Raw genomic sequence first — 14,923 nt, 5'->3', positions numbered from 1 at the left:
GCGGCTGTTTTCAACGACGACGACCGCATTGACCGAGATCTTTCTCCGTGAACTGCGCGAGAAACACGATGTCGAATCCGCAGTGTTTCTGGTCGATGGCGCTCAACACCTCCAAACTGCGCTGGCCAGAGCTTCACTCCGATTTCAAACCGAACGGAATGGAAATCGGAATGCCATCGAGCGAATCTTTCGAGAACTCAAGCGTCGCACCTCGTCGTTCTCGAACTGTTTCAGCCACGTTGAGCCGCAAACCGCCGAAAATTGGCTCCAAGCATTTGCCGCCTGGCTCAATGCTCCAAACTAAACACGACCCCACTGGACCGCCAAATCGCCCGCCCAAACGGGGGCGCGAGAGATAGATACTAAAGGTGACTGTTTCGGCCGGTTGTGCCGGTGGCTTGCGCGTCTCAGCTGCGGCGCTCACTACGAGATCGTTGTGACGCCGTGGAACCAAGCGAAGGTGACGCCCCCTCAGTTCAGTTGGATATCGGACGACAGCGACGGTATCCGACGACAGAATTTCACTTTCACTACGGTCTACCAACCTTGATAACTCACTGGGACGAACGTGGGTCCGTCACGTCCGATGCGTGTCACGGGGGGCCGCGCATAAGGTGCGAAATGTGATAGCTATTCGCGTCTCCGGATACCGAAGCCTTAACCGACCCGCCCCACACCAACACATCGTTACAAATGACCGGAACTGAGCCAGTCAGCCGACTCGAAATCGCCCGGTGCAACGCCACAGGGCAGGAGGAACAGTAGATGAGCAACCATCCCGAGAGCGTAACCGATCTGGAACTCCCCATCAAGCGGACCGACGGTGAGGCGCTCGAAGACAGACTGACCGCGAACGCCTACCACAACATTCTGCCGGCGCGGTATCTCCGGAAGGACGCCGAGGGGAACCCGATCGAGTCGCAGGAGGACCTGTTCCCGCGCGTGGCGAAGAACGTCGCCCTCGCGGAAGCCGTCTACGAGGCCGAAGAGCAGGGGACCGACATCACCGTCACGCCAGAGCAACTCAAGCCGGACCACCCGCGTCGAGACGAACTCGCCGAGGAGGTCTTCGGCAAGGGTGTCACCGCCGACGCGGACGCCGAAACCACGCTGTCGATCTACAACGTCAACAAGTTCGCCTACGACACCGTCGTCCCCGAACTCCCCGCGGAGATCCGCGAGTCCGTCGTCGAGCGACGCGAGGAGTTCGAATCGCTGATGGATTCGCTGTCGTTCATGCCGAACTCACCGACGCTGATGAACGCCGGCGACGAACTGCAGCAGCTGTCGGCGTGTTTCGTCGACTCGCCGGCCGACGACATCGACGACATCCACCAGACCGCTAAGGAAGCCGCACAGGTCTTCCAGTCCGGCGGTGGGATGGGCTACGCGTTCTGGCGGCTCCGCCCGTACGGCGACCCCGTCGGGTCGACCGGTGGCATCGCCTCCGGCCCGATCACGTTTATGCGGACCTACGACCAACTGTGCGAGACGATCGCACAGGGGGGCGCACGCCGCGGCGCCCAGATGGGTGTGATGCGAGTCAGCCACCCCGACGTCATCCAGTTCATTCACGCGAAGAACAAGGACGTCTCGCTGGCGCACACCTTGCGTCTGAACGACCCCGACGACTTCACGCACAATTCGTTCAAAGACGCACTCGAGGAAGCGCGCGAACTCATCGACGAGGAGGGGCGCGTCCCCAAGCACCTCCGGAACGCGGTGGAGGGCCACCTCTCGAATTTCAACATCTCCGTGGGCATCACGGACGAGTTTATGGACGCGCTGTTCGAGGGCGAGGAGTTCACCTTCACCAACCCCCGGACCGGCGAACCGCACGTCGCCACGCCCGAGACCGAGGAACTGTACGAGATGTTCGGCCTCGGCGACTACGTCGAGGTGGGCGAGGAACTCTCCGTTCCCGCAGAAGCACTGTGGGACCACATCGTCGACGGTGCACACGAGAACGGCGAACCCGGCGTCATCTACCTCGAGCGCGTCAACAAACTGCACTCGTTCGACGTCGACGAGCACCCCGACCACCGGATCCTCGCGACGAACCCCTGCGGGGAGCAGCCACTCGAGGAGTACGAAGCGTGTAACCTCGGCCACATCAATCTCTCGACGCTGGTCGACTTCGACGCCCCCGACTGGCGCGTCTGGTACGACGCCCACGGCGACGAGTACGACGAGTTCGCCGACGCCGTCGACGGCTTCCTCTCGGAGGCGATCGACTGGGAGGAGTTCGACTACCGGATCGACCGCGGAACGCGGTTCCTCGAGAACGTCGTCACGATGTCGGACTTCCCGGTGCCCGAAATCGAAGAGAAGGTCCGAAACATGCGGAAGATCGGACTCGGCGTGATGGGGCTGGCCCAACTGTACATACAGCTCGGCATCCAGTACGGCACCGAGGCGGGCAACGAGGTCGCCCGACAGGTGATGACTCACATCAACCACGAGTCCAAGCAGACGAGCCACGAACTCGCGAAGACCCGTGGATCGTTCAACGAGTGGGCGGACTCGAAGTACGCGAACCCGACCGAGTACGCGGAGTGGTTCGAGCACTACGTCGGCCTCGACGCCGACGAGTGGGAGGAGGGCTTCCCGATCCGCAACCACAACACGACGACGGTCGCGCCGACCGGCACGACGTCGATGGTCGGCAACACCACCGGCGGAATCGAGCCGATCTACAACGTCGCCTACTACAAGAACGTCTCCGACGACGTCCAGGGCGACGAGATGCTCGTCGAGTTCGACGACTACTTCCTCCGGACGCTGGAGGCCAACGACATCGACGTCGAGGCGGTGAAGAAAGAGGCCCAAGAGCAGATGGCTGCGAACGAGTTCGACGGCGTCTCCTCGCTCTCGACGGTGCCGGACGCGATCTCGGAACTGTTCGTCGTCACCGGCGACCTCTCGGGCAAACAGCACGCCGCGGTGCAGTGTGCCACCCAAGAGGGCGTCGACTCCGCCATCTCGAAGACCTGTAACTTCCCGAACACCGCGAGCAAGGAGGACATGGACGAGGTGTACCGCTACATCTACCGCAACGGCGGAAAAGGCGTGACCGTCTACCGCGACGGCACGCGCTCGAAACAGGTGCTCACGACGCGCGCACAGAACACCGAATTCGCCGACGAGAGCGAGGCCGCGGAGGCCCTCATCGAGCAGATCGAGGAGGTCTTCGGCGGACTCGAAGGCTTCCTCGAGAACGACGACGTCCGGGCCGCCATCGACGCGGAGGTCGATCGCCTCCTCTCGGCGGCCGACGGCCAGACGGACCTCGGCAAGAAGCGCCCGCGGCCGGACGTCCTCCACGGCGTGACCCAGCGCATCGACACGGGCTACGGCAAACTCTACGTCAACATCAACGAGGACGACCGTGGTCAGCCGTTCGAACTCTTCGCGAACATCGGCAACTCCGGCGGGTTCACCGCCTCCTTCACCGAGGCGCTCGCGAAGACCATCTCGACGGCGCTGCGCTCCGGCGTGGACCCCGAGGAGATCGCGAGCGAACTCCAGGGCATCCGGAGCCCGAAGGTCGCCTGGGACAAGGGCGAACAGATCAACTCCATCCCGGACGCGATCGGCACGGCGATGCGCCGGTATCTCGACGGAGAGATCGACAAGGGCTACCCGCAACAGCAGAACCTGACCGAACTCTCCGAGGCGGATTCCACCGAGGAGCCCACCGTCCCCGGTCGTGAGACCGACGGAGGGGCCACCGTGGACGTCGACGACGTCGACGTGGGCGAGAGCGCAGACCTCGAAAACGCGCCGAGCGTGGGCGGCGACGACGCCACCGACGACCTGCTCGCCGCTGGGGAGAGTCCCGAGTGCCCCGAGTGCGGCAGTATGTCGCTGTACTTCTCCGAAGGCTGCAAGACCTGCGAGTCCTGCGGCTGGTCCGAGTGCTGAATCGCTGATTCAGACACCGCGGCCTTCGATCGGCAATCGCTCGGGCCGATAGCGCTCGAACGCGAACTTTCTTGCCCGCCGGGACCGCCACTCGACTCGTGAGCGACCCGGGCAAATCACCGAACGACGACACCGACCGCGGCGTCGAGTCGCCGCCGGGCCGACCCTGCCCGTTCTGTGAGCGATCGATGGCCCGCCGGCACTGCAAGTACGTCTGCCCCGAGCACGGCGTCGTCTACGACTGCAGCGACACGTTTTGGTGATCTGACACGGAATCTGCCGAACCGCCGAAACCGGGTATATCACTCTGGTGGCCGATCGCTCGACGGAGCGTCGTCGCGGTGTCACATCGGCACGAAGCGTTATATGAATTCAGTCCGTACATCAGATGACAGATGCGTGGCCGGACGGAATCGCGACGAGACGCCCTGAACCGTGGTACGTAACGATGGTCGAACAAGAACAGATTCGACGGAGTAAGGCGATCCAGCGGCAGACCGGAAAGACGTTCCACTTAGCGACCCGCGTCCTCCCCGAACGGGTCCGGCACGCGACGTACGTGCTGTACGCCTTCTTCCGCCTGGCAGACGAAGTCGTCGACGCCGCCGATACTGCACCGCCACCAGAGCAGCGTCGACGGCTCGAAGAACTCCGTCGGCAGGCCCTCGGTGAGGAAGACACGGACGATCCGGTCCTCTCGGCGTTCGCCGAGTTGGTCGAGGCGTACGACATCGCCGACTCGGACGTGAACGTCTTCATCGACGCGATGGCCGCCGACATCGACACCGATCGCTACGAGACGTACGAGGAGCTAGAGGCGTATATGGACGGGTCGGCGGCCGCCGTCGGCCGGATGATGACCGAGATTATGGAGCCCGAGCAGCCCGAACTGGCGCTCCCCCACGCGACGGCGCTCGGCGAGGCGTTCCAGCTCTCGAACTTCCTCCGCGACGTCCGCGAGGACGTCGTCGACCGCGACCGAATCTACCTGCCGCAGGAGACGCTTCGCGAGCACGGCGTCAGCGAAGCGCAGGTGCTGAACTTCGAGTACGACGAGAACTTCCGGGCCGCGATGGAGACGGAGCTGGAACGAGCCGAGTCGTTGTACCGGAAAGGGGTCGCCGGGATTCACTACCTCCCGGAGGACTGTCAGTTCGCCGTCCTGCTGGCGGCGGTCCTCTACGCCGACCACCACCGCGAGATCCGCCGCCGCGACTGCGACGTCCTCGCGGTGACGCCGTCGCTGTCGACGCCGCGGAAACTCTACCTGCTCGCGAAAACGCGGCTGTTCTGGGCGCTCGAACGCGACCCCGTCGCCGTGTTCCGCCGCGTCAGCGTCGTCCCGTACCCCGAGGACGGCGAGCGGACGCAGGATCCGGGACACTCGGGTCCCACGAGAGGCCGCTCGCTGGGGGCGTTCCGGCGCGTCGGTCGCGTTTCGGGGTGGCTCCGGAGTTTCACCGGAAGCGAGTGAGGAAGCGTGCTGCGGTCGGCGTATCGAACCGGTCCGTTCTGAGCAGTCCGAATCCGAACAGCGCCGCGAGCGCGACCGGGAGCCAGTTGCCGAACCACGCGTTGATGCCGCCCCAGAGGATGACAAAGGAGACCAGGTCGTCGAGGAGGAACTCACAGCGGTCGAGTCGACGCACGAGGGCTCGACGGTCGTACCCCCAGTCCAGCGCGAGGACGGCGACGGTCGCCGAGACGATCCAGCCCGCGTAGTTCGAGAGCGGGACGCCGTAGAACGCACCGCCACCGGGGTACACCCAGAACCCCAGCGCGACGGCCCCGGGATCGAGGACGAGGTCCATCGTCAGCACGGCGGCGATCACGGCAGCCAGCCGGACCCCTGTGCGGGCGGCGCGTTCCCCCAAGAGAAGCAGACAGAGCAGATACGAGTTCATCACCAGCGGGATAAAGAAGATCGGGAGGCCCAGCGGGACGCCCGCGAGAATCGGCCCGAGGTCGACGCCGTAGTAGAACTCGCCGTACGGAACGCCGGTGTGGACGCCCAGGTACTCGATGCCGTATGCGTACAGGGTCAGCGCGCCGACGCCCGCGGCGGCCCGCCGGCCAGTGATCGGGAGGACGCCTACGATGAGCGGTGAGCGCATCACGGCCGTCCCGAGGAGGATCAACAGCCCGTTGAACGCCAGCGGTTCAGGGAGGATGCCCTCGGCACTCGCCAGGAGGAGTACGATCCCGTTCAGCGGGAAGAACACCGAGATGGTGAAACGGTTCTCGCGCACGAGTCGCTCGAGACGCGCTTCCCACCCCTCGCGGGTCCGCGGGAGAGCCGCGAGGAGTGAGCGCCCCACAGCCGACCCGCCGGAATCGCCTTCAGCCATACAGGAGCCTCCAGAGCGCACCGAGCGTCAGGAGCGTTCCGACCGCGGTGTTGAGTGCCGGGTACCACCAGTAGGCGCGACGCACGTCGACGCCGGCGAACCGGATCGCGAAGACGAGGACCGGGTAGGCGACGAGGACCGCCCCCATCCGGGGGTCGACGAGGCCGAAGACTGCCGCGGCAGCGAGCCAGCAGGCGAGACAGTAGCCGAGCGTCCTCCGCTCGCCGAGGAACGTCGCCGTCGTGCGGATCCCGGCCTCGCGGTCCGGTTCGATGTCGGGAATCGCCGAGAACGTATGCATCCCCATCGCCCAGAGCCACGCGCCGGCGAGTGCCGCCGCCGGCGGGTGTGATCCCGCGACGGTCGCGTACGCGGCCGCCCCCGGGAGAACGTAGAGCCCGTTCGAGAGCGAATCCAGGAACGGCGTCGTCTTGAACCGCAGCGGGGGGGCCGAGTACTGGAATCCGAGCAGGAAGAATCCCGCGAGGTACGGCCACGCGAGGCGCGGCGTCGCGACGAAGGTGAACGCGCCCAAGAGCGTCGCCACCGCGACGACGGCGGCCACGATCGGATCACCGCGCCATTTCGCTTCTTTCGTCTCTTTCTTCGGGTTCCCCGTATCGACATCAGCGTCGAAGACGTCGTTGATGCCGTAGAGGAACACGTTCGCCGGGAGGAGGAAATACGCGAACAGCCCGATCGTCACCGGCGTGAAGAGCCCGCTCTGCGATTCGACCCCGAAGGCGACGCCGACGACGATCGGCCCGGCCAAATAGAGCCAGAACCGCGGCCGTGACAGCGTGAACAGATAGCGGAGTCGCCCCAGCATCGACACGGCTCACCCGGCCTGTTCGGCCATCGACTCGGCGGTGAGTTCGCCGCTGATCAGGCACATCGGCACCCCGATCCCGGGCGTGGTGAACGCGCCGGTGAAGTAGAGGCCGTCGACGGCCGACGACCGGTGCGGCGGGCGGAACAACGCGGTCTGCCGGAGGGTGTGGGCGAGGCCCAGCGCGGTCCCCTGCGTGGAATTGTACCGCTCAGCGAAGTCCGAGACACAGAAGGACTCCTCGACGACGATCCGGTCCCGAAGTTCGACGCCAGTGTTCTCGGCAATGTCGTCTAAGACGAGGTCTCGGAACTCCTCGCGGATCTCGGGCGTGTCCTCGATGCCGGCCGCGATCGGCACGAGCGCGAAGAGGTTCGAGTGGCCCTCGGGGGCGACGCTGTCGTCGGTCTCGGAGGGGACACAGAGGTAGTACGCCGGATCCTCGGGCCACTCGGGGTTGTCGAAGATGCGCTCGAAGTGCTCGTCCCAATCTGTGGGTAAGACGAGCGTGTGGTGCTCCAGCGGGTCGACGTCGCCCTCCACGCCGAGATAGAGTAGGAACGCCGACGGCGCGTACGTCCGCGAATCCCAGTAGTCCGCATCGTACTGCCGCTTTTGCTCGTCAAGGAGTTCCATCTCGGTGTGGCGGTAGTCGGCGTCGCTGACGACGTAGTCGGGGAACCACTCCCGACCGTCTTCGGTGCGAACCGCGAAAGCCCCCTGACGGCCCTTGATCTCCGAGACCGGGGCCGCTGTCTGGAAATCGATCCCGAGTTCCTCGCCGAGTTCGACGATGCCGTCGACGACGCCCCCGAGACCGTTCTCGGGGTAGTAGACGCCCATATTGAAATCGACGTGACTCATCAGGTTGTAGAGCGCGGGCGTGTTGTTCGGCGCACCACCGAGGAAGACCAGCGTGTACTGCATAATCTGCTGGAGTTTCGGGTGTTCGAAGTACTGCTCGACGTGATCCTGCATCGAACCGATGAGCGAGAGGCCCCGGGCGTTCTTCGCGACGTTCCAGTCGAGGAAGTCCGACAGCGACGAGCGGTCCTCGTAGACGAAGTGCTCCATTCCGACCTCGTAGTTCTCTCTCGATTTCTCCAGGTAGCGGTCGAACTGTTCGCCGGCACCGGGTTCGTAGGACTCGAACACCGCGCGGTTCTGTTCGAGGTCGGGAACCATGTCGACGCGGTCGCCGTCCTTGAAGAAGATCCGGTAGTGCGGATCCAGCCGCGTGAGGTCGTAGTAGTCCGCGGGTTCGTGATCGAAGTACGCGAAGAAGCGCTCGAAGACGTCGGGCATCAGATACCACGACGGGCCCATATCGAACCGGAAGCCGTCGACCTCTAGCCGACTCGCGCGACCGCCCAACTGCTCGTTTTTCTCTAAGAGCGTCACGTCGGCCCCCGCATCGGCCAGGTAGCACGCGGTCGAGAGGCCACCGAAGCCGCCGCCGATCACGACCACGTCCGCGCCGGCGAGCGAATCCAGTTCCGGAGGAGTCTTCATATGCTGACGGAAGGGCGTGGTACTGATAAATCGACTGACCGAGGGGGTCACGTAGACAACCGTTTTTCAGGTCGCACCCGATCGAGAAGCGCCCGTGTTGCGGGTGCGACCGGCGAGAATCTTTACCCGGGTTCGCCCCCTGCAACGGGTATGGAACTGACAGACGCGACGGTGGTCGTGACGGGCGCGAGTCGTGGCATCGGTCGGACCCTGTTACGGGCGTTCGCCGCCCGTGGGGCCGCAGTGGTGGGCTGTGCGCGTGACGTCGAGGCACTGGACGACGCTGTCGCCGCGGCGCGAACAAATAGCGAGGCCGCCGAAGGCGATGCGACAGTCGAGGGAGTCAGCGCGGACGTCCGAGATGCGAGTGAGGTCGAGACCGTGATGGACGTCGCCGCCGGCGTCGGTACCAGCGACACCATCGACGTCGTCGTCGCCAACGCGGGCGTCAAGCACAGCACGTCGGGCGAGGCGCCGATTCACTCGGAACCGTACGATCGCTTCGACGAGACGATGGCGACGAACCTCCGCGGGGTGTTCGTGACGCTGAAGGAGGCGGCCGGTCGGCTGGCGGAGCACGGCCGCGTCCTCGTTCCATCGGGGTCGATCGCCGTCGAGGCCCGGGAAGGAATGGGGGCGTACGCGGTCTCGAAGGCCGGCGCGGAGGCGCTGGTTCGACAGTTCGCCGTCGACGCTCCGCAGACCGCGGCGGTGGTCGATCCGGGGCTGGTCGACACTGATCTCAGCGCCCCGGGCGGCCGTGCGACCGAAGACATTGCGCCGATGTTCGTCTGGGCCGCGAGCGAGGCAGACAGCGAGGAGATCGACGGCGAGCGGGTCGATCTCCGCCGCTGGAAGACGGCGACGCGCTCGCGGTAGTCGGCTGTCGAAGGGGTGAGCTCCGTCTGCGGCACTCACCCGAGCGACGCTCCGATAAGCTTATTAAAATGGATAGTCGTATTAGCAATGTGAGCGTTATTAACGAAGAGGAGAATATTCATATTCTAGGTCGGCTCTCGCGGGTCGGGCTCCTCGCGACCGTGGTGTTAGCCCTGCTGTCGGTCGTCGCCGTCGTCACCGGAACGACGAGCGCCGGGAAACTGGTCGGCATCTCGTGGGTGGCGTTCCTCGCGATGGCACTGGGTGTCCCGCTGGGTGCTCGAACCGGGACCGAGAGCGCGGGCGCACTCGTGTGGGGGTACGGACTCGCTGCCGGGGCGATGGTGACGAGCGCCGCCGTGTTTCTGGTCCCGCAGGCGATCGGCCAGCACCCCCAGTGGGGTGGGTTCGGCGTGGCGTTCGGACTGCTCGCCGGCTTCGCCTCGCACACGGTCGGGCACCGACTGTCGCATATGGACCTCCCGATGGATCGCACCGTCGCGGAACTGACCGCGCACGCGTTCTCCGCGGGGGCCATCATCGGAATCATCTACGGGAATATGCCCGAACTTGGCGCGCTGCTCGGCCTCGCGATCGTCTCCCACAAGGGGCCGGCAGGCTACGCCGCTGCGCGCCGACTCACGAACAACGGCCGCGACCCGTCGATTCTGCTGTTGCCCGCGACGGGCGTGGGCATCGCCGGCCTGCTCTCGTCGATGATCGCGCTTCCCGCGTCGGGGCTCGTCCGAGGGCTGGTCTTCGGGTTCGCCGCGGGCGTGTTCCTCCATGTCGCGATGGACTTCCTCCCGCGCTGTGAACTCGGGAGTGAGATCCACAGTCTGCTGTCGACCTCCGGCGACGCGCACGAACTGCTGGATCGGCTCCGAGTCCACGCCGTCGCGTCGACCTCGATCGGCGGACTCGTGGTGCTGTTGGCGTGGCTCGTCATCGCCTGATCGACGGCGGCGTATGCTACCAGGACACCCCCTCGCAGTCGTCACATTGGTCGGCAATCCTTTCCCGGATCGGTGCCTCGCTCCGGTATGAACAGTCGCTCGCTCTCGCTCACCTTGGTGATCAGTCTCGCGGCCGGAGTGATGGGTGCCGTCGTCGTGGCGGAACTGCTCCAGGACCAGGTCGCGCTCGCACCCGCCGCCGGCCTTCGATACGGTATCGACGCCACCGCCGTGGTCGCCGCAGGGGGACTCTACTGGATCGCTACCGGGGACACCATAGGCCGGCGGCGCTCCGCTGCGCTCTTCGGTTTCATCGGTGCCGTCGTCGTCGGGTTCACGCTCGCGTGGATCATCCTGGACGGCGCCGTGTTTCCTTCTGTCGTCGTCGCCGGGTGTGCTGGGCTGTTTGTCGCAGTGCTCTCTTGGGTGTTTGCGGCCAGATGACGCCCGGCGTCACTGCGTCGTGACGTACCGACGCACCACCGCCGCCTCGGCTTTACGGACGAGTTCGCCCGCAGTGCTCGTCGCGCAATCGAGGGTGGCGGCGACGTCGGCCAGGGTGCCCTGGCGCGGGACCGCGTAGTAGCCAGCGTCGACGGCGGCTTCCAGCGCCGCCAGTTGGCGGTCGGTGAGGCCGCTGGGCGAGCGGACCCGCTCGAAGTCGTGGACGTGGCGGATTTCGATGTCACCGAGTTCGGAGAGCGTGTCGTGGAAGTCTCCGACGGCTGCCGTCTCGCCGACGGCTTCGAACTGGACCGTCCCACGCGCTTCGAATACGACCGGCGGGACGAAGATCACGGCTGCCTCGGCGATGGCGTCGAGGATCGACTCGGCGAACTCGTAGGCGTCCTGTCTGAGGAAGGCGTAGGTCCCCTTGCCATCAGCGACGAGGGCACTCGTTGTCAGCGAGTCGATCGCCGTGAGCACCGCCTCGGTCGCTGCCGGCTCACCGTCGAAGCGGAAGAGGGTCGTCGCGTCCGCAGTCGGGCTCCACATCAACAACTCGGCCTGCGATATCGATCCGTCACCGACGATCTCGCGGTGGATCGGATGCCGCAACCGCTCGGGGTACGTGATCGAGAACTGGACCCGTTTCATTCCGCGTTCGATCGTGGTTGGCCGGGCCCACACATCAATCACCGTGTTCGAGCGCCGGTGAGGGATCGCGACGCCGATGCTCGGCGAGGAGCGCCGGCGCGCTCCGGCGGAGCGTCCCCAGGTGATCTGCGTTCGCTTCGGTCTCGAACCGCGCAGGGAGGTCTGAGGCGAAGCGGCGAGCGTCCTCGATCGGGACGTTGCCGTCGCGGGTGCCGTGCCGAATCCGGATGTCGACGTCGCCGTCGAGGGACGGAACCGCCCACTCGCTCGCGGCGTGGCGGAGTTCGGTGACTGTGCCCGCCGCCCCGTCGCGGAGGGCCGTCCGGAAATCTGTGCGGACCGTCTCTGCGACGTCGGAGGGAACAGGCGTCTGGCGGTCGTCTGCGGTGTACTGTGCCGTGACGAACGAGGGATCGAGACGCGCGGCGAGCCAGGCCTGACCGCGGAGCACACCCCGGAGAACCGACGGTGCCGTCGACGCCATCCCGAAGAGGAGGCGCTGGACGGCGGGGGTCGACTCTCGAATCGCGGGCGGCACGGTCCCGGAGACGACATCGACCCGGGTGAGCCGCGACGGGCGCTCGGCGGCGGCCGTCAGGGCGTACGGCGCGCCGCCCGAGAAGGCGATGATGCCGGCGGTTTGGACGTCAGCATCGTCCAGCACCCGGAACACCGTGGCTGCGGTGTCGGCGATACTGCGGTTCGGCCACGGATCGGAGCTCCCGTATCCGGGGCGATCGGGGGCAATCAAACGGACGCCGTGATCGGCGGCAGCGCTATCGAGGAGGCCGCCCAGACGACGCGACCCCGGCGTCCCGTGGAGGAAGACGACTGGCGCGCCGGCGGGGTCGCCGTATTCGGCGTACGCCAGTTCGCGGGCGCCGTCGGCGATGGGGACGGTTCGGAGGTCGCCGGCCGCAGCGGGCTTCGGTGACATCGGTACCTGAAACCACGCGGCGAAGCGGGGAGTGACTACCGCCGCATCAGTCCGGTCTTTTATATAATTGCCAGATTACGGGTGAGCGTCCGGTGTGCGGAGAGTACCACACCGGCACCCACGGCCACCACGGCTACCGGTGGCCCGGGTTCCAGAAGCATTCGCCGGTACTCACTGTTTGACAGGTGCTGCCGTCCGACATCGAGTATGGAACTGACAGCGGGCGTGTACGGGCTGGAACTGGCTGTCGCCTTCGCCGGGCGGGAACTCGCGATCAGACCCGTCGCGGTCGAGACCCCGAACGGGCTGCTCCTCTTAGACGTCGGACTACCGGGGGGCCTCGACACCCTCCGCGAGGGACTCACCGCGGAGGGGCTCGCACTCGAGGACGTGTGGGCCGTCGCACTGACGCATCAGGACCTCGATCACGCCGGGTGTCTGGCCGCAGTTGTCGAGGCCACCGACGCTGTCGTGTTCGCACACGAGGCGGACGCGCCCGTGCTGGAGGGCGAGGAACCGCCGATCAAGGGCGGTGAAGACGGGGGGCTCGATCCCGCGACGGTCGACGTCCGGCTGACGGGCGGCGAGACGTTCGCGACCGAGGCCGGGCCGCTGACCGCCGTCCATACTCCCGGTCACACCCCCGGCCACACGTCGTTCGTCCTCCCGAATCAGGGGCTGTTGCTCGCTGCGGACGCACTCAACGTCGCGGACGGCGAACTCGTCGGCCCGCGCGAGGACGCGACACCGGACCTGGAGACGGCCGCTGAGAGCGTCGCGAAACTGGCTGGGCTCGCAGTCGATCGCACGTTCTGCTTTCACGGCGGCGGCGTCGACGCTGGAACCGAAGCGATCGAATCGGTCGCAAGCGGGGAGAACTGACCGATTCAGAAGCCGTAGTCGCGTTTCTCGTGCTGCACGCTCACCCACTTCGCTCGGGTGAATTCGTGGAGCACCTCGTCGGCGTTGTACTGACCGACGCCGGAGGCGCCGACGCCGCCGAAGGGCACGTGTGGCTCCTCGTTGATCGGCTGATCGTTGACGTGAATCATCCCGGTCTCGACGCGCTTGGCGATCTCGCGACCCCGGCCAGTGTCGCCCGCGTAGACGCTCCCCGAGAGCCCGTAGTCGGTGTCGTTCGCGATCTCGACCGCCTCGTCGACGTCGCTGGCTTTGATCACCGGGGCGACCGGCCCGAAGTGCTCGTTGCACGCGGTCGGCATCTCGTTCGTGACGTCCGAGAGGACGGTCGGTTCGAGGACGAGCGAGTCCTCGACGCCGTCGACCTCGTGGACCTCGTTCCCGGTCACGAGTGTCGCACCGGCGTCGATCGTGTCCTCGATGTAGCCCCGGATCTTGTCGCGCTGACTCTCGTTGACGATCGGCCCGACGATGGTCTCGGGGTCGTGAACGCTCCCGGTCGGAACGCCTTCGGCGTAGGCCGCGAGCGTCTCGACGTACTCGTCGTAGACGTCCTCGTGGACGATGTGGCGGTTGATCGAGATGCAGATCTGCCCGGAGTGGATGAACGAACCGAACGCACCGGCCTCGGCGGCCTCCTGGACGTCGGCGTCGGCCGTGACGATGTGGGCGTTGTTGCCGCCGAGTTCCATCGCGGGCGCAGCGAGGTTCCGCCCCGCCATCGCGGCGACCTCGCGGCCGACCTCCGTCGAGCCAGTGAACGCCACCACGTCGGCGTCCGGGTGGCCCGCGACCGCGTCACCGACGTCGGAACCCTTCCCGGTGACGACGTTGAGAACGCCGTCCGGGAGGCCGACGTCTTCGAACAACTCCGCGACCAGGAGTCCGCCGGTCACCGGCGTCTCCGAGGAGGGCTTGAGCACGACCGAGTTGCCCATCGCGATGGCCGGCGCGACGGCCCGCATCGTGAGCACGAGCGGGAAGTTCCACGGCGTGATGATCGAGATGATCCCCTCGGGCTTCCGCTCGACGATGTTCTCCTTGCCCGGGATGTTCGAGTCCGAGTGCTCACCTTTCATCCGGGCGGGGAACGTCGTCGCCTCGCCGAGCGTCGCGACCGTGTTTTCGGTCTCGATGTTCGCCTTCGCCATCGAGGACCCGCCCTCTGAGACGAGATGCTGGACCGTCTCGTCGAAGCGCTCCTGCAGGGAGTGCATCGCCTTCATGACGACCTCTTGTCGGCGCGCCGGCGCGGCATTCGCCCACTCCGCTTGGGCGTTCGCGGCGGCCCTGTACGCCGCATCGACGTCGGCCGCTGTCGCCGCCGGGACCTCGTACAGCGGTTCGCGTGTGGAAGGGTCGGTGACGGTGATCGTGTCACCGTCTGCGGCGTCGACCCACTCGCCGTCGATGTACTGCTGCGACCACTCGCCGGTTTCGGCTGTCATCGTCATATCACGAAAAATCGACAGCATCTACTTAGCTGTTGACTTCGCGGACAATACCGTTCTCCGCGGCG

The 14,923-nt window shown here is 66.0% G+C and carries 13 protein-coding genes and 1 pseudogene; 8 read left to right on the top strand and 6 right to left on the bottom strand.

Annotated elements, in window-relative coordinates; all coding sequences use genetic code 11:
* From BLU74_RS08430 to BLU74_RS08415, 4 genes and pseudogenes are all read left to right on the top strand, one after another.
* Positions 1-304 (top strand): annotated as a pseudogene (locus BLU74_RS08430) (IS6 family transposase); the annotation flags it as partial.
* A gap of 461 nt (positions 305-765) precedes the next feature.
* Positions 766-3,924 carry an adenosylcobalamin-dependent ribonucleoside-diphosphate reductase gene (locus BLU74_RS08425; protein ID WP_089766823.1) on the top strand — a complete coding sequence of 1,053 codons (3,159 nt, stop codon included), beginning with the start codon at positions 766-768 and terminating at the stop codon, positions 3,922-3,924.
* Positions 3,925-4,022: 98 nt separating this feature from the next.
* Positions 4,023-4,187 (top strand): HVO_2523 family zinc finger protein, encoded by a 165-nt coding sequence (locus BLU74_RS18915; RefSeq protein WP_175454605.1) that lies wholly within the window; start codon positions 4,023-4,025, stop codon positions 4,185-4,187.
* Between the two features lie 185 nt (positions 4,188-4,372).
* Positions 4,373-5,398, top strand: coding sequence for a phytoene/squalene synthase family protein (locus BLU74_RS08415; RefSeq protein ID WP_089766821.1), 1,026 nt, complete (start codon positions 4,373-4,375; stop codon positions 5,396-5,398).
* Here the strand turns inward: BLU74_RS08415 and cruF are convergent.
* From cruF to BLU74_RS08400, 3 genes are read right to left on the bottom strand one after another with little or no spacing between them, the layout of a single operon-like run.
* Positions 5,382-6,272 (bottom strand): bisanhydrobacterioruberin hydratase, encoded by an 891-nt coding sequence (cruF, locus tag BLU74_RS08410; protein WP_089766820.1) that lies wholly within the window; start codon positions 6,270-6,272, stop codon positions 5,382-5,384. The two genes, BLU74_RS08415 and cruF, sit on opposite strands and share 17 nt — an antisense overlap.
* Positions 6,265-7,101: a prenyltransferase gene (locus tag BLU74_RS08405; protein ID WP_089766819.1), complete on the bottom strand. Its 837-nt coding sequence runs from the start codon at positions 7,099-7,101 to the stop codon at positions 6,265-6,267. Before BLU74_RS08405 ends, cruF begins: the two co-directional genes overlap by 8 nt.
* Before the next feature lie 9 nt (positions 7,102-7,110).
* Positions 7,111-8,595 (bottom strand): phytoene desaturase family protein, encoded by a 1,485-nt coding sequence (locus tag BLU74_RS08400; protein WP_245705768.1) that lies wholly within the window; start codon positions 8,593-8,595, stop codon positions 7,111-7,113.
* A 174-nt stretch (positions 8,596-8,769) separates the two neighbouring features.
* Here BLU74_RS08400 and BLU74_RS08395 point away from each other — a divergent pair, with 174 nt between their 5' ends.
* From BLU74_RS08395 to BLU74_RS08385, 3 genes are all read left to right on the top strand, one after another.
* On the top strand, positions 8,770-9,492 hold the full coding sequence (locus BLU74_RS08395; RefSeq protein ID WP_089766845.1) for an SDR family oxidoreductase: 723 nt from the start codon (positions 8,770-8,772) through the stop codon (positions 9,490-9,492).
* 68 nt (positions 9,493-9,560) lie between these two features.
* Positions 9,561-10,448 (top strand): ZIP family metal transporter, encoded by an 888-nt coding sequence (locus BLU74_RS08390; RefSeq protein ID WP_089766817.1) that lies wholly within the window; start codon positions 9,561-9,563, stop codon positions 10,446-10,448.
* 87 nt (positions 10,449-10,535) lie between these two features.
* Positions 10,536-10,892 (top strand): hypothetical protein, encoded by a 357-nt coding sequence (locus tag BLU74_RS08385; RefSeq protein ID WP_089766816.1) that lies wholly within the window; start codon positions 10,536-10,538, stop codon positions 10,890-10,892.
* A gap of 9 nt (positions 10,893-10,901) precedes the next feature.
* Here the strand turns inward: BLU74_RS08385 and BLU74_RS08380 are convergent, their stop codons facing one another.
* A complete protein-coding gene (locus BLU74_RS08380; RefSeq protein ID WP_089766815.1) occupies positions 10,902-11,546 on the bottom strand; it encodes a helix-turn-helix domain-containing protein in 645 nt (214 codons plus the stop codon).
* 34 nt (positions 11,547-11,580) lie between these two features.
* The gene (locus tag BLU74_RS08375) at positions 11,581-12,483 is read right to left on the bottom strand and encodes an alpha/beta fold hydrolase (protein WP_089766814.1); all 903 of its coding nucleotides are present in this window, start codon (positions 12,481-12,483) and stop codon (positions 11,581-11,583) included.
* 207 nt (positions 12,484-12,690) lie between these two features.
* Here BLU74_RS08375 and BLU74_RS08370 point away from each other — a divergent pair, with 207 nt between their 5' ends.
* The gene (locus BLU74_RS08370; protein WP_089766813.1) at positions 12,691-13,365 is read left to right on the top strand and encodes an MBL fold metallo-hydrolase; all 675 of its coding nucleotides are present in this window, start codon (positions 12,691-12,693) and stop codon (positions 13,363-13,365) included.
* A 5-nt stretch (positions 13,366-13,370) separates the two neighbouring features.
* Here BLU74_RS08370 and BLU74_RS08365 read toward each other — a convergent pair whose 3' ends face one another.
* Positions 13,371-14,858 (bottom strand): aldehyde dehydrogenase family protein, encoded by a 1,488-nt coding sequence (locus BLU74_RS08365; protein ID WP_089766812.1) that lies wholly within the window; start codon positions 14,856-14,858, stop codon positions 13,371-13,373.
* Positions 14,859-14,923 lie beyond the last annotated feature (65 nt).

The sequence above is a fragment of the Halobellus clavatus genome (assembly GCF_900107195.1).
GTDB lineage: Archaea > Halobacteriota > Halobacteria > Halobacteriales > Haloferacaceae > Haloquadratum > Haloquadratum clavatum.
This window is presented reverse-complemented; position numbering and strand designations above follow the sequence as displayed.